The sequence below is a fragment of the Actinophytocola sp. genome, from assembly GCF_036002505.1.
Lineage (GTDB): Bacteria > Actinomycetota > Actinomycetes > Mycobacteriales > Pseudonocardiaceae > DASYTH01.
Window position 1 is genome coordinate 14243 of record NZ_DASYTH010000240.1, and the last position, 21472, is coordinate 35714.

18 protein-coding genes are annotated in these 21472 nt (G+C 71.5%); 11 read left to right on the forward strand and 7 right to left on the reverse strand.

Annotation, left to right across the window (positions count from 1 at the left end; translation table 11 throughout):
• The first annotated feature begins 152 nt into the window (after positions 1–152).
• A complete protein-coding gene (locus tag VGR06_RS21705) occupies positions 153–1709 on the forward strand; it encodes a glycosyltransferase family 87 protein (protein WP_327560978.1) in 1557 nt (518 codons plus the stop codon).
• A 20-nt stretch (positions 1710–1729) separates the two neighbouring features.
• Here VGR06_RS21705 and VGR06_RS21710 read toward each other — a convergent pair whose 3' ends face one another.
• From VGR06_RS21710 to VGR06_RS21720, 3 genes are all read right to left on the reverse strand, one after another.
• Positions 1730–2122 carry a DUF3052 domain-containing protein gene (locus tag VGR06_RS21710; protein WP_327560953.1) on the reverse strand — a complete coding sequence of 131 codons (393 nt, stop codon included), beginning with the start codon at positions 2120–2122 and terminating at the stop codon, positions 1730–1732.
• The gene (locus VGR06_RS21715; RefSeq protein WP_327560954.1) at positions 2119–3531 is read right to left on the reverse strand and encodes a hypothetical protein; all 1413 of its coding nucleotides are present in this window, start codon (positions 3529–3531) and stop codon (positions 2119–2121) included. Before VGR06_RS21715 ends, VGR06_RS21710 begins: the two co-directional genes overlap by 4 nt.
• A 62-nt stretch (positions 3532–3593) precedes the next feature.
• Positions 3594–4364, reverse strand: coding sequence for a deoxyribonuclease IV (locus VGR06_RS21720; protein ID WP_327560955.1), 771 nt, complete (start codon positions 4362–4364; stop codon positions 3594–3596).
• A 153-nt stretch (positions 4365–4517) separates the two neighbouring features.
• Between VGR06_RS21720 and VGR06_RS21725 the strand changes: the two genes are divergently transcribed.
• The 6 genes from VGR06_RS21725 (at position 4518) to dnaB (ending at position 9984) form a co-directional block, all read left to right on the forward strand.
• Positions 4518–5483 (forward strand): hypothetical protein, encoded by a 966-nt coding sequence (locus tag VGR06_RS21725; RefSeq protein ID WP_327560956.1) that lies wholly within the window; start codon positions 4518–4520, stop codon positions 5481–5483.
• A 77-nt stretch (positions 5484–5560) separates the two neighbouring features.
• Positions 5561–5857, forward strand: a complete 297-nt coding sequence (gene rpsF, locus VGR06_RS21730) for a 30S ribosomal protein S6 (RefSeq protein WP_327560957.1) — start codon at positions 5561–5563, stop codon at positions 5855–5857.
• A gap of 17 nt (positions 5858–5874) precedes the next feature.
• Complete coding sequence (locus VGR06_RS21735; protein ID WP_327560958.1) at positions 5875–6354, forward strand: single-stranded DNA-binding protein; 480 nt, start codon at positions 5875–5877, stop codon at positions 6352–6354.
• A gap of 33 nt (positions 6355–6387) precedes the next feature.
• Positions 6388–6627, forward strand: a complete 240-nt coding sequence (gene rpsR / locus VGR06_RS21740) for a 30S ribosomal protein S18 (protein WP_325160327.1) — start codon at positions 6388–6390, stop codon at positions 6625–6627.
• Between the two features lie 19 nt (positions 6628–6646).
• Positions 6647–7099: a 50S ribosomal protein L9 gene (gene rplI / locus VGR06_RS21745; protein WP_327560959.1), complete on the forward strand. Its 453-nt coding sequence runs from the start codon at positions 6647–6649 to the stop codon at positions 7097–7099.
• A 464-nt stretch (positions 7100–7563) separates the two neighbouring features.
• Positions 7564–9984, forward strand: coding sequence for a replicative DNA helicase (gene dnaB / locus VGR06_RS21750; RefSeq protein ID WP_327560960.1), 2421 nt, complete (start codon positions 7564–7566; stop codon positions 9982–9984).
• A gap of 222 nt (positions 9985–10206) precedes the next feature.
• Here dnaB and VGR06_RS21755 read toward each other — a convergent pair whose 3' ends face one another.
• The gene (locus VGR06_RS21755; protein ID WP_327560961.1) at positions 10207–10704 is read right to left on the reverse strand and encodes a MarR family winged helix-turn-helix transcriptional regulator; all 498 of its coding nucleotides are present in this window, start codon (positions 10702–10704) and stop codon (positions 10207–10209) included.
• A gap of 49 nt (positions 10705–10753) precedes the next feature.
• On the opposite strand from VGR06_RS21755, the gene VGR06_RS21760 reads away from it, so the two are divergent.
• The gene (locus VGR06_RS21760) at positions 10754–11203 is read left to right on the forward strand and encodes a MarR family transcriptional regulator (protein ID WP_327560962.1); all 450 of its coding nucleotides are present in this window, start codon (positions 10754–10756) and stop codon (positions 11201–11203) included.
• A gap of 93 nt (positions 11204–11296) precedes the next feature.
• The gene (locus VGR06_RS21765; RefSeq protein WP_327560963.1) at positions 11297–12202 is read left to right on the forward strand and encodes a GGDEF domain-containing protein; all 906 of its coding nucleotides are present in this window, start codon (positions 11297–11299) and stop codon (positions 12200–12202) included.
• A 10-nt stretch (positions 12203–12212) separates the two neighbouring features.
• Here the strand turns inward: VGR06_RS21765 and VGR06_RS21770 are convergent, their stop codons facing one another.
• From VGR06_RS21770 to VGR06_RS21780, 3 genes are all read right to left on the reverse strand, one after another.
• Positions 12213–15770 (reverse strand): hypothetical protein, encoded by a 3558-nt coding sequence (locus VGR06_RS21770; RefSeq protein ID WP_327560964.1) that lies wholly within the window; start codon positions 15768–15770, stop codon positions 12213–12215.
• Between the two features lie 184 nt (positions 15771–15954).
• Positions 15955–16692, reverse strand: a complete 738-nt coding sequence (locus tag VGR06_RS21775) for a hypothetical protein (RefSeq protein ID WP_327560965.1) — start codon at positions 16690–16692, stop codon at positions 15955–15957.
• A 156-nt stretch (positions 16693–16848) separates the two neighbouring features.
• A complete protein-coding gene (locus tag VGR06_RS21780) occupies positions 16849–19008 on the reverse strand; it encodes a hypothetical protein (RefSeq protein WP_327560966.1) in 2160 nt (719 codons plus the stop codon).
• A gap of 63 nt (positions 19009–19071) precedes the next feature.
• Between VGR06_RS21780 and VGR06_RS21785 the strand changes: the two genes are divergently transcribed.
• Entirely contained in the window at positions 19072–20226 is a 1155-nt protein-coding gene (locus tag VGR06_RS21785) for an AI-2E family transporter (RefSeq protein ID WP_327560967.1), read from the forward strand.
• Positions 20223–21341, forward strand: a complete 1119-nt coding sequence (gene macS / locus VGR06_RS21790) for a MacS family sensor histidine kinase (protein WP_327560968.1) — start codon at positions 20223–20225, stop codon at positions 21339–21341. Before VGR06_RS21785 ends, macS begins: the two co-directional genes overlap by 4 nt.
• Positions 21342–21472: the final 131 nt, after the last annotated feature.

Sequence of the window (21472 nt, forward strand, 5' to 3'; positions counted from 1 at the left end):
GCCACGGTCCACCCGGCAACCGCACCGCCGGCTGGAACGCGCCCACCGCATCGAAATTCCGGGGAGGCGGGCTAGTGCCAGACGAGACGCCCGCGGCGCGCGAGGAGAACCCCGAGCGGGTCGAGGAAGCCGGCTCGCCGCCAACCAGCGGGATCGAGGACACCGACTCGCTGACGGCGGCGGATCGGGTGGTGCCGACGTGGACCGAGCCGCTGGCGGCCGGGGCGAGCGCGCCGTTCGGCGGGCCTCTCGGGCGGCACGCGGTGATCGGCCGGCACTGGTTCTGGACGCCGCTGCGGGTGTGCCTCCTGCTGGCGGTGGCGATGCTGGCGCTGGGCTGGTTCGGCAAGGCGGCCTGCGCCCAGCAGTACTACAACCAGGATGCCAAGGTCCTGGAGCTGGACTGGCGGTCAAACCGGGCGTTCAGCGCGATGTGCTACTCGGACATCATCCCGCTGTACTCGGCAGAGCGGCTGAACCAGGGCGGTTTCCCGTACCGCACCAAGTGGATCGACGACGAGGGCAAGCCCACCGCGCACGACCGGTACATGGAGTACCCGGTGCTGACCGGGATGTTCCAGTGGGTCAACGCCAAGCTGGCGCAGGGCTGGGTGCGGCTGGCCGACGGCTCGTCGTGGATGCCGACCGCGCTGCCGGTGGTGATGTACTTCGACATCTCCGCGTTCTGGCTGGCGCTGGCCTGGCTCGTCACGGTGTGGGCGGTGGCCAGGACGGCGCGCCGCCGGATGTGGGATGCGGCGCTGGTGGCGGTCTCCCCGCTGGTGGCGGTGCACGCGTTCACCAACTTCGACACCCTGGCCACGGCCTGCGCGGCGGCCGGCATCCTGGCCTGGGCGCGACGGCGGCCGGCACTCGCCGGGGTGCTGCTGGGCATCGGCGGGGCGGCCAAGCTGTACCCGCTGTTCCTGCTGTTTCCGTTGCTGCTGCTGTGTTTCCGGGCGGGTCGGTTGGCGGCCTGGCGGTCCGCGACGATCAGCGCGGCGCTCACGTGGGTGGCGGTGAACCTGCCGATCTGGTGGACCTACCGCGAAGGCTGGTGGGAGTTCTTCCGCCGCAACAGCTTGCGCGGGGTCGACCCGGACACGATCTACAACGCGATCAGCCAGTGGACCGGCTGGCAGGGGTTCGACGGACCACTGGACTTCCAGCAGACGCCGACCACGCTGAACGCGGTGACCGCGGCGCTGTTCATCGCCTGCTGCCTGGGAATCGGTTTCGTGGCGCTGCACGCGCCGATGCGGCCACGCCTGGCGCAGCTCAGTTTCCTTGTGGTGGCGGCGTTCCTGCTGACGAACAAGGTGTGGAGCCCGCAGTACTCGCTGTGGCTGGTGCCGCTGGCGGTGCTGGCCGTGCCGCGGTGGAAACCGCTGCTGGCCTGGATGACCATCGACGCGCTGCTGTGGGCGCCGCGGATGATGTTCTACCTGGGTGTCGATCCGGCCAACGCGAAGAAGGGCTTGCCGATCGACTGGTTCCTCGGCGCCGTGGTGGTCCGCGACCTGGCCGTGCTCGCGCTGTGCGCGCTGGTGATCTACGAGATCTACCGCCCGGCGCGGGACCGGGTCCGGGTGGCCGGCGACGACGACCCGGCCGGCGGGGTGCTCGACGGCGCTGAGGATGCCCGCCCCCGCCCCCCTGCGGGAGGCAAGGGGGCGCGGGCCCACCCCCCACCTGTCGTTTCACGTTGAACACGGAAAAACAGCGGCGCTCAGCGGTCGGCGAGCCGGCGGACGAGCTTCAGACCTGACCAGATCGTGTCCACCGCGACCACCTTCACGTCCACCAGCCCGTTCGCCAGCGCGTGCGCGCGCACGACATCCTCGGTCAGATCGGTGCGCACCCCGGAGGACTTCTTCGGCCAGGCGATCCACAGCGCCCCGTTGACCACGGTCCGCTCCACCGCTTTCGCCCAGCCGCGGCGCAGATCCGCCAGCGTTGGGCAGAACATGAGCACCACGTCGTAGGGCTCCCGCCCGGCCCGCGTCTGATGTGGACAGTCGAGAATGAACCCGGCCGGCGCGCCGGCGAGCAGCACCCGCGAGCTCTGCTTGATGCCCAGCTTGACGGTCAGCGGCTTGCCCGAATAGCCGGCCGTGGTCATGTGCCCGACCGCAGCGGGTCCGGTTCGGGCGCGGCGAGCTCATCGTCCACGGTGGACCGCGCATGGAGGAATGCGAAGAACAGCGCGGCCAGCAGCGCCGCCCGGCCCCACACGCCGACCATCACGGCCTGCGCGGCGAGCCCGTCGAAGATGCCGCCGTGCTTGCCCCAGCCGATCTCGTAGTACCAGCGGAAGATCCCGATGCCCATGGCCGCGTCGGCGATGAAGTAGGCCGCGATCCAGCCCCACCGGATCCGCAGCAGCACGAACATCGGCACCAGCCACAGCGTGTACTGCGGCGAGTGAACCTTGTGCAGCAACAGGAAGCCGCACAGCATCGCCGCGGACACGGCGACCCAGGGGTAGGTCCGCTCCCGCTGGTAGCGCGCCCAGCCGAGCATGCAGGCGATCATGAACGAGGCCAGGATCGAGGTCATCGACAGCAGGCTGATCCATTGCTGCACCGCGGGGTTGTCCGGGTTGGAGTCCGGCCGCAGCCCCCAGAACCAGATGGAGTTCGTGGTGATGTCCGCCTTGCGCTCCCATTGGAACAGGAAGGACGCCTTCCACCCCTGGAACCCGGCCACCGCGAACGGCACGTTGATCAGGACCGCGGTCAGCAGCGCCGAGCCGGCCACCTGCACCACCCCGACGACCCGGGGCCGGCCGCGGGGCAGCTCCTGCCCGCCGCGGCCGCCGGTGCCCACGTACAGCATCAGCGGCAGCACGAAGATCGCCGGGTAGAGCTTGAACGCGAAGCCCACGCCGAGCAGCACCGCGGCCATCGTGGCCCGCTCGAGCAGCGGCCGGTCCGCGCCGAGCCGGCCCCACCCGCGGTGCACCACGTACACCGCGGCGACCGCGCAGGCCACCACCGGCAGCTCCCAGTTGTGGAACGCGTAGAGCACCAGTGGCGGGCCGATCGCCCAGATCAGCGCGCGCCAGCGGGAGAGCTTGCCCAGCAGCCACGCGGTGAACAGGCCGAACGGCGCCAGCAGGATGGCCGAGGCGAGCAGGAACTGCGCGTCGTTGCCGGCGAACAGGGCGGCGAACCACATCAGCACGCCGGTGAGCACCGGGTACTCGACCACGCCGCCGACCAGGCTGCCGTCCGCGGCCATCCGCCCGTGGATGTAGGGGAAGACGTGCTTGTCGATGTCCCGGCCGAGCCACAGGTACTGGATGTCGGAGTAGCAGACGTCCTTCTTGTTGCGGACCTCGAAGTCCAGCCCGCTGACGCTGCGGCCCCGGTCGTCGAAGCCGGGCCCGGCGCACCGGTCCTTGTTGATGAACCCGAGCACCATGGTCACGCCGCAGAGCAGCACCAGCACGGCGAGGGCGGTGCGGCCCAGCCGCGCGGCCCGGCCGGCGGTGCGCTCGGGACGGGGCGCGGCGGCCGGTTCGGGCAAGGCGCTCTCCGTCCTGTCCGCCGTCCCTGACTGGCTGATCCTGGGCACCGCCGAGTCGGCCATCACCGCCCCAGCGCCGCTCTCAGGAACGCGATGTCCCCGGCCTGCCCCCCGGCCGGGGTCTCCACCACGACCGGTGCGCCCGCGGCCTCGACCACGGCCACCAGCTGCTCGGCGGCGATGGTGCCGGCCTCGATGTTGGCGTGCCGGTCGCGCCAGGAGCCGAACTCGTCCCGGGAGCTGTTCAGGTGCACCAGGTCGATCCGCCCGGTGATGGCCATGATCCGGTCCACGATGCCGTCCAGGTCCTCGCCCGCGGCGAACGCGTGGCAGGTGTCCAGGCAGAAGCCCGCGCCGAACTCGGCCACCTCGTCCCAGAGCCGCGCCAGCATGTCGAAGGCGCGGGCCATGGCGTTGTCCCCGCCCGCGGTGTTCTCGATCAGGATCGGTAACGGGAAGCCGCCCTCGGTGGCCTGCCGCTCGAAGAACTTGCGCCAGTTGACCAGGCCCTCGGCCGGATCCTCGCCCCTGGTCACGTGGCCGCCGTGGACGATCAGCCCGGCGGCCCCGATCTTCGCGGCCACCTCGGCGTGCTGGGTCACCGTCTTGCGGGACGGGATCCGGATCCGGTTGTTGGTGGAGGCGATGTTGACCGGGTAGGGGGAGTGCACGTAGACGGTCAGGCCGGCCTCCTGCAGCGCGTCGGCCTGCGGGTGCGGTTTGGGCGCCTTCCAGCTCTGCGGGTCGCCCAGGAAGAACTGCACCACGTCGGCCTTACGCTCGAGGGCGCCGCCGAGAACGTCCTCGGCGTGGATGTGGGCGCCGATGCTCATAGGAAACCAGCGTAGTCGGTGGTGGTTCGGTTCCGCTCCGCTCGTCGATTGCTAGTCCGAACGGGTCAATAAGCCTGGCCAGCGTCACCGTATCGAGCTACCGTCGTTTTTCACACGGGACCTACTGGTCAGTACCTACCCGGAGGGATGAGCATGCGACGGCGCGTGAGGGTGTCCGCGGGCGCGGTGGCACTCACCTTCGCCCTGTCCGCCACCCTGTGGCTCTCCGGAAGCGCCGCCGCCGCACCGGCACCCATCGTCATCGGCAGCTGCGCCACCTCCGTGCAGGGCGCGCCGGGCCAGCCGGTGTCGCTGAGCCCCAGCGCCGTGCTCTCCCCGGTGGTCTCCGCGGTCAAGGCGGTGGACCCATTGGGGCTGATTTGGCCCGGAGTGAAGAGCGCCCTCTCGGCATTGCCACCGATCCCGATCGGTGTGTTGCCCACCGGCACCGGCTTCATCTCAGGTGCTGCCATTGCCACCAGCGTCATCGCCAAGCTGCCCCTACTCGGTCTCCTGTTCGCTGACGCCATCCGCTCGAGCTTGACGTCGCTCTGTGGGGTGACCGTGACGGGGGTGAACGCGGTGGCGGCTCCCGTGCAGAGCGGTGCGGAGCAGCTCGCCGACGCCGCGAACCAGGCCGAGAGCCAGCTGGTGCCCGGTGCCGGCGGCGGTGGCACCCAGCCGGGGACCAGCAAGCCCGGCGGCGGCAGCGGTGGTTCGAGCCCCGGTGGCGGCTCCAGCTCCGGCGGCTCCTCTCCGCTGCTGCCCAACCAGCCCGTGCTCGGCGGCATGTCCGCCGACGACCTCAGCCAGTTCCTCTGGCCCGGCGGCCGCTCACCGATGACCGACTACAGCGGCATCCCGTACGCCCGGGCGGGCCTGTTCGCCCCGTCGCCCGGGGTCCGCTACGGCGGCGCGGTGTCCGGCTACACCCCGCAGTTCGGCATCCTCGGCAGCGCGGGCCAGGACGGCGTCCAGGTGGCCGGCAACGCCGAGGCGTTGCGCCCGCCGAGCGGCACGAAGATCGCGCTGCCGGTGCTGCTGGCGGTGTTCGCCCTGGCCGGAGTGACCGCGGCGCTGGTCCGCACCTGGGTGCTGCGCCGGGCGCCGGCGGCCTGAGCTAGACTCGCCGCGAACGACCCCTCCTGCCACGGAGAGTCCGTGGCCGCCGAGTCCACAGGAGGTGAGTGGTCTTCATGCGTCATTACGAGGTCATGGTCATCCTCGATCCCACTCTCGATGAGCGTACGGTCGCGCCGTCACTGGAGACCTTCCTGAACGTCATCCGGACCTCCGGGGGCAACGTGGAGAAGGTCGACGTGTGGGGCAAGCGCCGGCTCGCGTTCGAGATCAACAAGCACGCCGAGGGCATCTACGCGGTGCTCGACGTCAACGCCGACCCGGACGCGGTCAAGGAGCTCGACCGCCAGCTCTCGCTACAGGAGTCGGTGCTGCGGACTAAGGTCCTGCGGCGCGACCCTGCCGGAGCCTGAACCAAGGAGGCACCCCGATGGCTGGTGACACCACCGTGACCGTGATCGGCAACCTGACCGCCGATCCCGAGCTGCGCTTCACCCCGTCCGGAGCGGCGGTGGCGAGCTTCACCGTCGCCTCGACCCCCCGCACCTTCGACCGCGCCAGCGGCGAGTGGAAGGACGGCGAGGCGCTGTTCCTGCGCTGCAACATCTGGCGGCAGGCCGCGGAGAACGTGGCCGAGTCGCTCACCCGGGGCGCCCGCGTGATCGTGAACGGCCGGCTCAAGCAGCGCTCCTTCGAGACCCGCGAGGGCGAGAAGCGCACCGTCGTCGAGCTCGACGTGGATGAGATTGGCCCCTCGCTGCGGTACGCCACCGCCAAGGTCAACAAGGTCAGCCGCGGCAGCGGCAGCGGCGGGTACGGCGCCGGCGGTCCGTCCGCGCCGGCGGACGACCCGTGGGGTTCCGCGCCGCCGGCCGGCTCCGGCGGGTACGCCGACGAGCCCCCGTTCTGATCTTCCCACTGACATTTCACAGGAGTTGTCACCGTGGCCAAGCCACCCATTCGCAAGCCGAAGAAGAAGATCTGCGTGTTCTGCAAGGGCAAGGACGCGCAGCTGATCGACTACAAGGACACCACGCTGCTCCGGAAGTACATCTCCGACCGCGGCAAGATCCGGGCCCGCCGGGTGACCGGCAATTGCAGCCAGCACCAGCGCGACGTCGCCGTCGCGGTGAAGAACGCGCGTGAGATGGCGCTGCTGCCGTACACCTCGACCGCCCGCTGAGCCCGACAGGAGCGAGAACGTGAAGCTCATCCTCACCGCTGACGTGAGCGGTCTCGGCGGTCCCGGCGACGTCGTCGAGGTCAAGGACGGCTACGGCCGCAACTACCTGCTGCCTCGCGGCCTGGCGATCAAGGCGTCCAAGGGCGCGGAGAAGCAGGTGCAGACGATCCGGCGGGCGCAGGACGCCCGGCGGGTCCGCGACCTCGACCACGCCAAGGAGATCAAGGGCATGCTCGAGGGTCTCAAGGTGACGCTGAAGGCCAAGGCGGCGCCCGGCTCCGGCAAGCTGTTCGGCTCGGTCACCACCGCCGACGTGGTGCAGGCCGTGCGTTCGGCCGGCGGCCCGGCGCTGGACAAGCGGGTGGTGGAGCTGCCCGGCCATATCAAGGCGGTGGGCAGCCACGAGATCACCGTGCGGCTGCACCCCGACGTCACCGCCGCTTTCAAACTCACCGTCGCTCCCGCCGGATAGTTCCAGGGTTTGAGTTGCCCGGGCCGATGATTTCGGTCCGGGCTACTTTCGTTTGTCCCCACGCTCTGTGGACAACCTGGGCCATATCAGTTCGCGACACGCCGACGAAGTATTTCCCGCGACACGCCGGAGTGATTTTTCCACGAACTTGTCCACAGTCTGTACACATGTTCTGACCTGCTGATTTGGAGTTGGAGGCACGCTCTGTCCCCAGGTTGTCCACAGGTTCGGGGGCGCCTGTGACCAAATGCGGCCAGGCATCCCCAACCTGTCCCCATATTCGTCCACAACGCCATTTGCTCCGACCCCGGCCGAGGCTCTAGCTTTCCCCACGGCGAATGAGACGGCGCCGCGACGTATCGGGCGGACACGCCGAGGAACCCCAGGTCCTTGGCCGCACCCCCACGGTTTGAGTATTGTTGTGATCGAACGTCTGTTCGACAGCCGGCGAGGGGAGGTGCGGCATGGCTCTGACCGATGACCGGCCGATGGCGTCCGCCCCGCCCCCGGCCGCCCTCGACCGGCAACCCCCGCAGGACCAGGCCGCCGAGCAGAGCGTGCTCGGCGGCATGCTGCTGTCCAAGGACGCCATCGCCGACGTGGTCGAGGTGCTCCGCTCCGCCGACTTCTACCGGCCGGCGCACCAGATCATCTTCGACGCCGTGCTCGACCTGTACGGCCGCGGCGAGCCGGCCGACGCGGTCACCGTGGCCGCCGAGCTGGAGAAGCGCGGGGAGGGCCGGCGCACCGGCGGCGCACCGTACATCCACACCCTGATCGCCACCGTGCCCACCGCCGCCAACGCCGGCTACTACGCCGAGATCGTGGCGGAGAAGGCGATCCTGCGCCGGCTGGTCGAAGCCGGCACCCGCATCGTCCAGCTCGGCTACGCCGGCGCCGACGGGGCCGACATCAACGAGGTCGTCGACCGCGCCCAGTCGGCCATCTACGACGTCACCGAGCGGCGCCTGTCCGAGGACTACGTCGCCCTCGAAGAGCTCCTCCAGCCCACCATGGACGAGATCGACGCCATCGCCTCCCGCGGCGGCTCGGCCCTCGGCGTCCCCACCGGCTTCGTCGACCTCGACGAGGTCACCAACGGCCTGCACCCCGGCCAGATGATCATCATCGCGGCCCGTCCCGGGATCGGGAAGGCCCTCGCCCTCGACACCCCGCTGCCCACTCCGGACGGTTGGACGACCATGGGCGACGTCCAGGTGGGCGAGCATCTTCTTGGTGCGGACGGCCGTCCGACCCGTGTCGTCGCGGCCACCGAGGTCATGTCCGGCCGGCCCTGCTTCGAGGTCACCTTCTCCGACGGCACGACTGTCGTCGCGGATGGGGACCACCAATGGCTGACCGAGACACGCGCGTCGCGTCGCTCCGCTCGACAAGCGGCGTCCGGCTACAAACGCTACAAGAATCAGCGGACGTTCGCCTCGGTGCGGACGACCACCGAGATTGCCGCGACGCTGAGATGCGATACCGCAGACCGGCGACTCAATCACTCGATTACCAATGCGCGGGCACTGGTTCTCCCCGAGCAACCGCTGATGCTGCCGCCATACACGCTCGGTGTGTGGCTGGGCGACGGTGATGCGGCCAGCTCCCGGTTCACCACAGCGGACCCGGAGATCGTCTGGCACGTCGAAAGCGAAGGACTCGTCGTCGTACCACGCGGTGACCTGTGGTTCAGTGATCCGGTGCAGCACGGCACCGTAGGGGCCATCCTGCGCACCCTCGGTGTACTCGGCGACAAGCACATACCGGAGCCGTACCTGCGCGCATCGGAATCACAGCGTCGCGCGCTGCTGGCCGGCTTGCTCGATACGGATGGGACAGTGGCCTCGGCCGGGTCTGTCCAGTTCTCGGTCACCAATCAGAGACTTGCCGAGGACACCTATGAGCTCATCGTCAGCCTTGGGTACCGCTGTTCCATGACACACAAGGCCGTGCGGGGCAGATCCGAGCAGTCACCGGTGGCCTTCACGATCAACTTCAGCGCCTCGGATGACGTTTTCTGGCTCGAGCGCAAGCGGTTGCTGCACAAGGAGCGGCGCAGGACCACCGATCGGGTGCGCACCGGCTCGCGATTCATCGTCGACGTGCGACCGGTGCCGAGCCGTCCGGTTCGCTGCGTTCAGGTCGATGCGACCGATCACCTCTACCTGGCCACTCACGCCATGATCCCCACCCACAACTCGACGCTCGGCCTGGACCTCGCCCGGTCGTGCTCGGTGCGGCACGGGATGTCGAGCGTGATCTTCTCGCTGGAGATGAGCCGGACCGAGATCGTGATGCGCATGCTGTCCGCCGAGGCGAAGATCCGGCTGCAGGACATGCGCGGCGGCCGGATGAGCGACGACGACTGGACCCGCCTCGCCCGCCGCATGAGCGAGATCAGCGAGGCGCCGCTGTTCATCGACGACTCGCCGAACATGACCATGATGGAGATCCGCGCCAAGGCCCGGCGGCTCAAGCAGCGCAACGACCTCAAGCTCATCGTCGTCGACTACATGCAGCTGATGACCTCCGGCAAACGCGTCGAGTCCCGCCAGCAGGAGGTCTCCGAGTTCTCCCGCCAGCTCAAGCTCCTCGCCAAGGAGCTCGAAGTCCCCGTCGTCGCCATCAGCCAGCTCAACCGCGGCCCCGAGCAACGCACCGACAAACGCCCCATGCTCGCCGACCTCCGCGAAAGTGGATCTTTGGAGCAGGACGCCGACATGGTGGTGCTGATCCATCGCCCCGACGCCTGGGAGCGGGATGATCCGCGGGCGGGGGAGGCGGATCTGATTCTGGCCAAGCATCGGGCCGGGCCGACTGCGACGGTGACCGTGGCGCACCAGTTGCACTACAGCCGGTTTGCCGATCTGGCTCAGGGTTAACTTCATGACGTGTTGGCGTCTCACGTCGGTGTGTTGGCGCGCTGTGTCGCTGTGTTGGCGTCTCGCGTCGGTGTGTTGGCCGGTTACGAGGACAGCATGGTGATGCCCTGACACTCGCGAAACCAGAAACCGTCCGGCATTCCCGCCAGAGGCCAACACATCAACGCCAGCGGCCAACATGGCGCCGCCAGCGGCCAACATGCCGCGGGTGTTGGTCGTCGTTCAGTGCTGGTCGGTGTGGCGTGGGGTGTCCGCATCATCGGTCGCGAGTTCGGTGTAGGAGTCGACGAAGCGGGTCAGTAGGCGGGCGAAGGTGGCGGTCTGCCGGGGTGACCAGCCGGCCAGGGCTTCGGCGAAGAGGGTGCGGCGGAAGTGGTGCACGGCCTCGGCGTGCTGGGTGCCGGTGCGGGTCAGGGTGAGCAGGGTGCGGCGGGCGTCGAGCTGGTCGGCGGTCCGGGTGACCAGGCCGGCTTCGACGGCGCGGGCGACGAGGCGGCTGGCGCGGGGTTGGTCGACGCCCAGTGCGGTGGCGATGGTGGACACCGTGCAGGGGGTGCCGGTGTGCGACTCGAGGGCGTCGACGACGGCGGTGAGGGTGGGGTCGACGCGGGCTTCTGAGCGCTGTGTGCTGATCCGGGCGAGGGTGCGGCGGGTCTGCAGGCGGCGGATCTCGACCATGGCGCGTTCGATCGCGGCCACGTCCTTCGCTTCGGGGTCCATGCATGCTACATTACATGTAATTGTACTTTTACATGTAATGGAGATGGCGGTGTCCAACGAGTTTCGGCCGATCGGGTACTGGATCAAGGAGGTTGACCGGCTGGTCGAGGAGGGCTTCGCCGGTTTGCTGGCCGGGGAGGGGTTGACCCGCCGGCACTGGCAGGTCCTCAACACGCTTGCCGGCGGGACAACGAGTCAGGACGGGCTCGACCGGGCGCTCGCGCCGTTTCTGGACGGGGCGGGCAACGCGCCCGTCGTGGCGGATCTCGAGGGCCGGGGCTGGGTCCGGCGGGAGGGCGGGATCGCCCTTACCGCAACGGGTTCACGAGCACACGCGGCGCTGAGTGAGCGGGTCGGGACGCACCGGCGGCGGATGACCGAGGGAATCACCGCCGAGGAGTACGCGAGCGTGGTCGGGGTGCTGGAGCGGATGGCGGCCAATCTGGCCGTGCGCCAACTGGGAATAAGATCACCGCTAAGGGTGGTGCCCGGTCTTTGACTGACGCTACGCCATCGAGCCAATCTAGAAGACACTGTCCAGGGTGGACGCGTAAGGCTTCGATCCAGCCATTTCAAGGAGACCGGAGAGCACATGAGCACCGCCGTGCCTGGGTCGGACACCGTGGCCCCGGCTGGAACCGTCTGGGACGAGTTGGTCTCCGGGCTCGGCGTGGGGGTACTGCTGCACGACCGGCAGGGTGGCGTGCTGGCCGCGAACCGGCGGGCCGGCGAGCTGCTCGGCGTCGACCGCACCGAGCTGCTGAGCGGAGCATGGCCGGACGGTTGGGCCGTGTGCGACGACTTCGGCGCGCCGCTGCCGCGGGTCGCCGAGATCTCCACGCAGATCCTCGACGCCGGCACGCCGGCCACCGGACCGTTCGTGATCACCAGGCACGGCGTGCCGTACCGCCGGCTGTGGGCCGAGGTCTACCCGGCGCCACTGCGCGGCGAGTGGCTCATGGTCACCGTGCTCCGTCCCGTGCAGACGGATCTGTGGCGGTGCAAGGGATTGCTCGATCCGCTGACCGGGCTGCCGAACCGCGCCCTGCTGGCCGACCGGCTCGAGCAGGCCCTCACCCGGGCCCGCACGCACGGCACAGTGGCCAGCGTCGTGCTCGCGGACCTGCGCGGGCTGGCGGGCATCAACCGGGACTGGGGGTTCACCGCCGGCGACCGGCTGCTCACCCTGATCTCTCAACGGTTGCGTGCGGAGCTGCGGGCGGACCACACCGTCGCCCGGTACGCGGGCGGCACCTTCGCCGTGGTCGCCGACCACCCGCGGGGGACGGCCGAGCCGATCGCCGAACGGATCAAGGCGATCGCCGAGCGCCGGGCCGACCTCGGCGACGGCCTGCTGCACCCGTCGGTGCGCACCAGCTGGGCGAGCAGCGACGGCGACCACACCGGGCACGAGCTGATTCACCTCGCCGAATCCCGGCTTCGGCTCGGCCCCGCCAAACGGGCCCGGGAGCGGTGTGCTCCCGGGCCCGGCTGGTGACGCGGTCGGCTCAGACGACCGGGGACTCGATCTCGCCGAGCAGCCAGGCGAGCCGCGCCCGGGTGTCGCTGAACGAACCACCCGGCACGGAGTTGTCCACAACGGACACCACCGGTCCGGCCAGCTCGCCGGCATCCGGCACGTCCAGGAGCTGGGCGTCGGTCAGGTCCGGCACCTGCGGCACGCCCCGGGTAGTGGGCAGGTTCGGCACCTGGGGCGCTCCCGGCAGGCCGGGCAGACCGGCCGGCCCGGGCAGGCCCGGCGTGGGGTTCATGCCGGGGACCTCAGGCAGGCCCGGCAGCGCGCCGGCCGCCGGCAGCCCGCCGTCGAACAGCGTCCCCACCAGGGTGGTGATCTCGTCCAGCGTGCCGGACCCGGTCAGCTGGTCCAGTGCGGGAAGGTCGGTCAGCTCGTCCAGCCCGGGCACCGGGTGCACCGGCATGGCGGTCCGCGGCGCCGGCACCGGCAGCGCGTGCGTGGCACCGGCCAGGCCGGACGGGGCACCCGGCACACCCGGAATCCGGCCGAAGCCACCACTCACCAACGAGGGCGTGGCGCTCAGCATGCCGACGCCGGGCACCGCACTGGTCAGATCTCCGCCGCCACCGGACAAGCCGCCCGTGAGACCGTTCACGACCGGAAGGTCCGCATCCACCGGCACGCCACCGGCACCGCCAGGCAGGCCACCTGTCAGGCCGCCGACCGGCAGACCACCCGTGAGGCCGCCGACCGGCAAGCCACCGGCACCACCCGTCAAACCACCGACCGGCAGACCACCCGTCAAACCACCGACCGGCAGACCACCGGTGAGGCCGCCGACCGGCAGACCACCGGCACCACCGGGCAATCCACCCGTCAGGCCGCCAACCGGCAGACCACCCGCACCACCGGGCAGCCCGCCCGGCAGACCGCCGAGCAGCCGGAACAGGCCCATCAGCCCACCGAGGTTGCCCAGGCCGCCGAGGCCCGGCACCGGTGCGGCGGTGCGCGCGTTCCCGGACGGCGACAGCAGCTTCGGCATCTGGGTGATGCCCAGCCCGTCCACCGAGTCACCGCTCAGCGCCGTGTTGATCGTCGGGTCGGCGTCGCCGACGGTGAAGTCGCTGGCGTTGGTGCCCTCGGCGAGCGCCTCGGCCACCACCTCGACGGGCAGCTTGTAGACCGGCACGTCAGCGCCGAGCGGGAGGGTGGCATCGAGTCCGGACAGGAACCCGCCGCCGCCCCCGGTGGTCGAGGAGCCGCCCACCTCACCGGTCGAGCTGTTGTCGCCCAGCCCGGTGGCGTCGCTGCCGACGGCGGACACCGCGTCGGCGAACGCCTGGAGGATGACCGCCAGCGGCGCGTCCACCAGGTTGCCGGAGATCGTGCCCGCGGTGCCGTCGGTCGCGACGTCGCCGCCGGAGTCGACGTCGGTCACGTTGGCGCCGTTGGCGCCGTTGACCCCGCCGACCCCGGCGACCGCGGCGCCGAAGCCCTGAGCGACCGGCAAGGCCTGGCCCGTGATCACGTTGCCGGCCACGGTGCCCGCGGTGCCGTCGGTGGCGGTGTCGCCGCCGGCGGTGCTGTCCGTGACGCTGTTCGCGGTCGCGTTGCTCAGCCCGAGCGCGGCCGCCGAGTCACCGAACCCCTGCGCCGCCGAGCCGACCGGCGCGTTCACCACGTTGCCGGTGCCGAGGCCGCCGGCACCGTCGGTCAGGATCACGCCGCCGGCGGTGGACTCGGTGCTCATCCCGCCCTCGGCCGTGCCGACCCCGCCGCCGGTGACGTTGTTGGCGAACAGCTGGCCCGGCAGCGACACCGCAGCCTGCCCGACGTTGCCGGCCAGCGTGCCCGCCTTGCCGGTCGCCTTGTTGTCACCGCCCGCGGTCACCGTGTTGTCGGCGTCGATCAGCGACGTGGTGTTGCCGAGTACCCCGCCGCCATTGCCGGCCACCTGCACCGGCCCGGACGCCGCGCCCTGCACCAGGTTGGCCGCTCCCAGCCCGCCGTCGTCGTTGGTGCTGGTGGTGCCGCCCGAGGAGGACACCTTCGTCTCCGTGGCGGTCGAGGTGGCGGTGCCTGCCGCACCGGCCACGTTCCCGATTCCCTCGGTGGGCAAGGTGACCGGCACCACCGCCGTGTTGCCGCCAGCGGTGGAGCCCGGGCCGCTGGTGCCGGAGAACCCGCCGGACTTGGTGGTGGTGTCGTTGGTGGCGCCGGCCGTCGCGGACCCGGCCCCGGCCCCGGCGTTGGTGAACACGTCGGCCGGGCCGCTCGCGGTCGGACCGACGACCGTGCCGCCCACGGTGCTGTCGGCGCCGTGCGTGAAGTTGTCGCCGCCAGCGCTGGAATCGGTCGTGTTGGCGTCGATCGCGGTCGCCTCGCCGCCCACCGCGGCCGGGTTGGCGAACGCGTCGATGGGCAGCGCGACCGCCGGGTTCAGGATGCTTCCGGAGACCAGTGAGCGGGTGCCGTCGGTCTGCGTGGTGCCGCCGGCCGTGGTCGGGCTGCTGGTAGCGCATTCGGACTCGGTCACGGCAAGTCCCGCGCCCGAGTTGCAGTTCACCGTCGCCGGCCCGGCCGCCGCGCCCTGCGCCACGTTGCCGGAGAGCGTGCCGGTCTTGCCATTGGTCTGGATGTAGGTCGGCCGGTCCCAGGCTCCGGTCATGGTGTCGCCCGCGGTGGCGGTGGCCTGCTCGACCGAGTCGGCGTCGGCCGCGGCCGCCGCGCCCACCGAGTTGTCGTTGACCTCGACCGGGAAGGCCAGCGGGACCGCACCGGCGTTGCCGGCGACCGTGCCGGACTCACCGCACGTGGCGATCCAGCCGCCGGCCGTGCCGCTGGTCGTGGCGCCGGAGACGTCCCCCGCCTCCGCGGTGGGGGCGCCGACGGTGGACTGCGCCGTGCCTGCGCCGGCGATCGCGTTGCCGTTGACCTGCACCGGGGTCGCGCCCTGCGGAGCCACGACGTTGCCGGCCAGCGTGCCCGCGCAGCCGTCGGTCCTGATGTCACCGGTGGCCGCGGCCTCCTGGGTGGACGTGCTGGTCGCCGCCGCGTTGCCGACCACGCTGCCGGCGTTGCCGGTGATCTGCACCGGCAGCGCGTAGTCGAGGTCGACCACGTTGCCGCCCAGGGTGTCCCTGGCGCCACTGGTCAGCTGCGGGCGGGTCACCGTGGCGGACCGCGCCGAAGTGTTCTCCACCTTGGCGGTGCCGCCGGCGGCGATCGCGTTGCCGGAGATGTCCACCGGGGCGGCCAGGTCGCCGGCGATCCGGTTGCCGCGGAACGGGTCGTCGCCGAAGCCCGTCACCGGCGCGAACGCGTCGGTGGCCACGCCGGGGGTGTTGCCGGTGACGTCGGACAGGTTGACGGTGACGCCGTTGGTGACGCTCGGCGCGTCCATCTGTCCCAGCGGTGTGCCGATGGCGTTGTTGTCGATGTTGAACGGGACGCTCACCGAACCGTCCAGCGGCGACGCCGGCCGGTCGGGGTTCACGTCCTCGTCGGCAGATGCGATGCCGGTGCCCAGCATCAGCAGACCACCCGTGACAAGCGCGGTCTGGATTCCACGCTTCGCCCAGGTTTGCATTGAAGGTGCTCCTTCCGTTTTCCCTCTCGGGGGTTGGGTCGGGTGGCCGGACGCATGGGACGTCGGGGCAAACGGCCACCCGAGATCAGGGGATGTGGGAAACGCGATTTCCCTGGCGGTGGCGCGGAAAGGTCACGTGTGGACGTGACGGGACGCGGGAGCTACCCGGCCGCGCCGGTGCGGATCAGTCGGGGGTGACGCCCGGCTGCGTGCCCGGCTCGTCGGCCGGGAGCAGCTCGGCGGCGGGCAGCGCCCGCGCGTTGACCAGGCCGGCATGGCCGGCGGAGAAAGGCACAGCGGCGAACGCGGGAGAGTCCGCGCCACCGGCGCCCGGCCCGGACGAGCCGGTGCCCGGCGCGGACGCGGGCGCGGCCGGCAGCGGTGCCCACGGGGTGCGGGGCGCCGGCTCGGGCGACCCGCGGCGGGTCATGCCGTCACCCAGCGCCCGTTCGGTGGCGTTCCGGGAAGCCAGGGTGTCCACATTGGACTTGGGCGGGTTCTCGAGGGTCGGAGCGGCGGCTGGCAGCTCGCCGGCGGGCCGCGCCACGGATGAAGGCTCGTGGGTGCCACCGCCGGACGCGACCTGCGGGCCCGGGCGGTCGCTCCGGCCGGGCCCGCCGAGGTCGAGCGGAACCCCTTGCGCCAGGCCGAGATCAAGGCCGACCTGGTCGGCGGCCCGCCCGGCTCCGGTGCCCAGGTCGGCCAGCGGCACGGCCTGCTCGACCGCCCGCACCACCTCGGTCACCGGCGCGACGAGCTGGGTGGCGTCCACCAGTGCCACGGCCGGCGTGTCGGCCGAGGCGGACGCGGTGGAGATGGCCCAGGCGATCGCGGTGCCGGCGACCGAGCCGCCGATGATCGTCAGCGTCCGCCGGACGGCACGCCGCAGCACGGCGGCGGTGTCGGCGGTCGCTTCGTCCACAGTGGAAACACCTTCGGGGTCGGGGAGTCGTGCAGCGGTGACACTGGCACCTGTCCCGGCCGAAACGCACGCCAGACACGACCAGTCCGCCTGATCGTGTGAAATGCACAGAGTGTGTTCGAGAGCCACGATCCGTAGTCGCCCGAGGTGGAGCCGCTAGCGCTTGAGTACCCGGGTGGCGCCGGCCGCGGCCGTGGTGGCGAGGATCCAGCCGGCCGCGGTCAGCCCGGCGGCGATCCACTGCGACGGGCCGGCCAGCTGCCACTGGTTGTCCTGGCCCAGATCGACGATCGGCAGCACCAGGTCGGTGGCCAGCAGCGCGGGGTTCCACACCGGCTGCTGCCCGGTGTCCAGCGGCGCGAGCCGGTGCGCGGCGAACCAGAACGTGCCGAGTAACCAGAACACCGCGAGCCACAGAATGGCCAGCCACGGCCGGTAGCCGTAGCCGACCGTCCACTCCTGCAGCCGCCCCCAGACCCGGCCCAGCAGGTGCTGCTCGGCGTAGCGCCGGCGCTGGCGTTCGAACTGCACCACCCGTACCCGCTCGTCGTCACCGCCGGCCCGGTACATCGCGGCGAGCTGCTCGTACGGGCCCGGCGCGAAGTCCGGCTGCACCGCGCGCAGCCAGCGCAGCCGGGTTCGCACGCCCACCTCCGGTTCGGCGGCCACGGCCTGGTACGCGAAGTCCTCGACGTCCACCCCACCGGTCGCCGCCCAGAGCGCCGGACCGTCCAGCACGGACACCACCCGGGCCCGGGCCAGCACCACCCGCCCGCGCGGCGGCCGGCCCGGCGGGAAGCTCAGCACCAGCTCCTGCGCGGACAACCCGTACGCGGACAGCGCCACCGCCGTGACCGGATGCCCGCGCCGGGTCCGCCCACCCAGCCGCGCACCGCGGAAGCTGACCAGCTTGCCCACCTCGACCAGGCGTATCCGCACCCCGCCGACAGCCAGGAAACCCTTGCCGCACAAGAGATCCTTGCCGACAGTGGCGACCCGCGCGTCCAGCGACGGCTTCACCGAGCCGTTCTGCCGCAGCCGCGGCTTGATCAGCCGCGCACCCGAGCAGTCCACAGTGGATCCGATGTGCGCGTTCTGCAGCCGGACCGACCCACTCACCAGCACCCGGCGCAGGAACAGCGTCCCGCCCACCCGCAGCCGGTCGGCGAACAGCGCGTCGGTGCCCGGGGTGTACAACCGTGCGCCGGACAGGCTCGCGCTGCCGTGGACCACCGCGTCCACCAGCCGAACCTGGCCGTAGGCGCGCAGGCCGGCCCGCGCCTCGACATCGCCGCCGACCTCAACGCCGTCGGCGACCAGCGCGACCGGCACCCGCTCCACCGCACGCCCGGCGGCGAACAACGCCGGCAGCGGGGCTGCCGACTCGCGCCGGCCGATGGTCGCGCCGGCCAGCAGCAGATGCCCGCCGATCCGGGTGCTGCGCAGCCCGATCCCGCCGGCGGCCACGAACCCGGCGTCCAACTTCAGGTCACCGTCCACCTTCATCCGCTCGGCGTCGAGCACGAACGACTCGTCGACGGAACCGTGCGGCACCACCAGGATCTGCCCATCCTGGCGACCGGGATCGTGCAGGTGCGCGCCGGAGAACACCGCGTCACCGCCGATCCGCGCGCCGGTGAGGACCAGCCGCCCGGCCGCGTCGAACCGGCCGGCCCGCGCGTCGCAGAGCAGGTTCCCGGCCACCGTCAGCCCGGTCGCCTCGAGCGCGGCGCCGTCCGGATGGGACAGATGCGCCGCGGTCAGGTGGACGCTGCCGCCGACGTTCGCGCCGCGCAGCCGGACCTCACCCTCGGCGTGCAGGGCGACCGCGGTGACCGAGCCGGACACCCGCAGCCGGGCGGCGAGCAACGCGTTGCCACCGGGGCGGCGCAGCACCGCGCCGGAGAGCCGGACCGTGCCCTCCACCACCGAGTCGGTCAGATCGACCGTGCCCGCGCTGGTGAAACCGGCCTCCAGCCCCAGGTCGCTGCGCACCCGGAGGTTGCGCGCCCGCAGCCCGGGCAGATGGCAGCCACGCAGGCCGAGCCCGACCAGCCGGGCCTTCATCAACCGGGGTGCCTGCTCGAACGTGCACCAGCGCAGCGTGACCACGGTGTCCACCACGCGGCCCTCGAGGTCGAGCGTGCCGGTGATCACGGCGTGGTCCAGCCGCAGCGCCGGTCCGGGCGCGCCGGTGAGCAGCGCGGCCAGCAACTCGGCCCGGACCGTGCGGTCGGCCCGGCCGGCAAGATCCACCCGGGCGCCGCGACCGAGGGCGTCGCACACCAGCTTCTCGGTGTCGGTCAACGGCAGCACGCGCGCAATGACACCAGATCCACGCTCCCCGGATGTCGGGTTCGACCGATACGGTTGCGGGCAATGACCAAACCGACGAAGAACCGGACAGCCGACGTCACCGAGCTGGTTCCCCGGGGCCTGCGCGTCAGCGGCGCGCTCGCCTGGCGGTTCCTGGTGGTGATCGCCGGCCTCTACGTCATCGTATGGCTGGCCGGGTACTTCTCCCAGCTGATCATCCCGATCGCGATCGCGCTGCTGCTGGCCGCGCTGATGGCCCCCGGCGTGGACCGCCTGGTGGCCTGGCGGGTGCCGCGCTCGCTCTCGGTGGTGCTGGTGCTGATCGCCGGCCTCGCCGTGGTCGGCGGCCTGCTCACGTTCGTGATCCTCCAGTTCATCGACGGCCTGCCGCAGTTGAAGACGCAGGTGACGAGCAGCCTCGAGCAGATCCGCGACTGGCTGATCCACGGCCCGCTGCACATCCGGGACGAGCAGATCACGACGTTCCTGAACAACATCGTCGACTCCATCAAGGAGAACCAGGACGCGATCACCTCCGGCGCGATCACCACCGCGGCCACCATCGGCGAGGTGCTCACCGGGCTGCTGCTCACCCTGTTCACCCTGATCTTCTTCCTCTACGACGGTCGCGGGATCTGGGGCTTCGTGATGAAGGGCGTCCCGGCGCGGGTGCGCGACCGGGTGGACCTGGCCGGGCGGCGCGGCTTCGGCGCGCTGGTCAGCTTCGTCCGGGCGACCGCCGGGGTGGCGCTGGTGGACGCGGTCGGCATCGGCATCGGGCTGTGGATCGTCGGGGTGCCGCTGGTGATCCCGCTGGCCGCGCTGGTGTTCCTCGGCGCGTTCATCCCGATCGTGGGTGCGGTCATCGCCGGCACGGTCGCGGTGCTGGTCGCGCTGGTGGCCAAGAGCTTCGTGGCCGCACTGATCGTGCTGGCGGTGGTCGTCGCGGTGATGCAGCTCGAGGGTCACGTGCTGCAGCCGTTGCTGCTCGGCCGGGCGGTCCGGCTGCACCCGCTGGCCGTGGTGCTGGCCATCGCCGCCGGCCTGATCGCCTCGGGCATCGCCGGCGCGCTGCTCGCCGTGCCGCTGCTCGCGGTGCTCAGCGCCGGCGTCAGGTCGCTGGTGTCCGAGGAAGAAGCGGGCATCGAACCGGAAGAGGTCGAACCGTCTGTGGCGCCGGAGGCCGGGGAGATCGGCGAGAGCGCCGAGCGGACATGACCGGCGGGCCGGACCCGACCACCCCACTGTGGCGGGGCGCGGTGGTGTTGCGCGTGCTCACCCTGGTCTTCGCCGTCGGGGTGGTGATCCGGCATTTCGACACGTATGCCCGGCCGGGCCTGGCGGTGGCCGTCGCCGCGGTGATGGTCGTCTGGACCGCGGTCACGACGTGGGCCTATCTCGACGAGTCCGCGCGCTGGCCGTGGTTCACCGGGCTCGACCTCGCGGTCTGCTGTGTGCTCATGACCAGTTCCCGGCTGGTGCTCACGCATGACCAGCTGAGGTACCTGGCCACGCCGCTGCTGCCGACGATCTGGGTGACCGGCGCCGTGGCGGCCGGGGCGGTGCGCGGCGGGCCGGCCATCGGCACGATCTTCGGCATCGTGATCTCGGCGTTCAACTACGGGGTGCGCGGGTTCGTCGACACCGACCTGACCCGGGACGCCGTGCTGCTGGTCGGCGCCGGCTACGTGCTGGGCCAGGCCGCGAGCATGTCCCGGAAGGCGGCCGAGCGGCTGGCCCGGGCGCTGCGGGCGGAGGCGGCGACGGCCGAGCGGGAGCGGCTGGCCCGCTCGATTCACGACGGCGTGCTGCAGGTGCTGGCCCGGGTCCGGAAGCTCGGTGCGGAGCTCGGTGGGGAGGCGGCGAAGCTGGCCGTGCTCGCCGGTGAGCAGGAGGTTGCGCTGCGCGCGCTGGTCACCGCCGGGCCGCCGGAGTCGACCGAGGACGGCACCGCCGACCTCTCGTCGCGGCTGCAGGTGCTGGCCACCGACCGGGTCCAGGTTTCGGTCCCGGCCACGCCCGTGCCGCTGCCCGCGGCGAAGGTGGCCGAGCTGGTCTCGCTGGTGCGCGAGGCGCTGTACAACGTGGAGAGGCACGCCGGGCCGGGCGCCCGCGCCTGGGTGCTGGTGGAGGACGTCGGCGACACCGTCGTGGTGAGCGTGCGGGACGACGGCCCGGGCATCCCGGCCGGCCGGATCGAGGCGGCCGTGGCGGAGGGGCGGCTCGGCATCGCGCGGTCCATCCGCGGCCGGGTCAGCGAGCTCGGCGGCACCGTCACGCTGGAGACCGCACCGAACTCCGGGACGGAGTGGGAGGTCCGGGTGCCGCGATGAGCGTGAGCGAGGCCGCGGATGTCGAATGGACGCGCGAGCGAGCTTGCGAGCGAGCAAGACAGGGCGGCAGCGCAGGGGCGAGGAACGAGCCCCGAGCAGCGCACGGAGGAAGCCGACACCTTCTGCGGCCG

Excerpts from the sequence above, each read along its gene's own strand:
- VGR06_RS21710 (WP_327560953.1), bottom strand. The coding sequence starts at position 2,122 with ATGACCACGGCCGGCTATTCGGGCAAGCCGCTGACCGTCAAGCTGGGC.
- VGR06_RS21720 (WP_327560955.1), bottom strand. The coding sequence starts at position 4,364 with ATGAGCATCGGCGCCCACATCCACGCCGAGGACGTTCTCGGCGGCGCC.
- VGR06_RS21725 (WP_327560956.1), top strand. The coding sequence starts at position 4,518 with ATGCGACGGCGCGTGAGGGTGTCCGCGGGCGCGGTGGCACTCACCTTC.
- rpsF (WP_327560957.1), top strand. The coding sequence starts at position 5,561 with ATGCGTCATTACGAGGTCATGGTCATCCTCGATCCCACTCTCGATGAG.
- VGR06_RS21735 (WP_327560958.1), top strand. The coding sequence starts at position 5,875 with ATGGCTGGTGACACCACCGTGACCGTGATCGGCAACCTGACCGCCGAT.
- dnaB (WP_327560960.1), top strand. The coding sequence starts at position 7,564 with ATGGCTCTGACCGATGACCGGCCGATGGCGTCCGCCCCGCCCCCGGCC.
- VGR06_RS21755 (WP_327560961.1), bottom strand. The coding sequence starts at position 10,704 with ATGGACCCCGAAGCGAAGGACGTGGCCGCGATCGAACGCGCCATGGTC.
- VGR06_RS21765 (WP_327560963.1), top strand. The coding sequence starts at position 11,297 with ATGAGCACCGCCGTGCCTGGGTCGGACACCGTGGCCCCGGCTGGAACC.
- VGR06_RS21770 (WP_327560964.1), bottom strand. The coding sequence starts at position 15,770 with ATGCAAACCTGGGCGAAGCGTGGAATCCAGACCGCGCTTGTCACGGGT.
- VGR06_RS21785 (WP_327560967.1), top strand. The coding sequence starts at position 19,072 with ATGACCAAACCGACGAAGAACCGGACAGCCGACGTCACCGAGCTGGTT.
- macS (WP_327560968.1), top strand. The coding sequence starts at position 20,223 with ATGACCGGCGGGCCGGACCCGACCACCCCACTGTGGCGGGGCGCGGTG.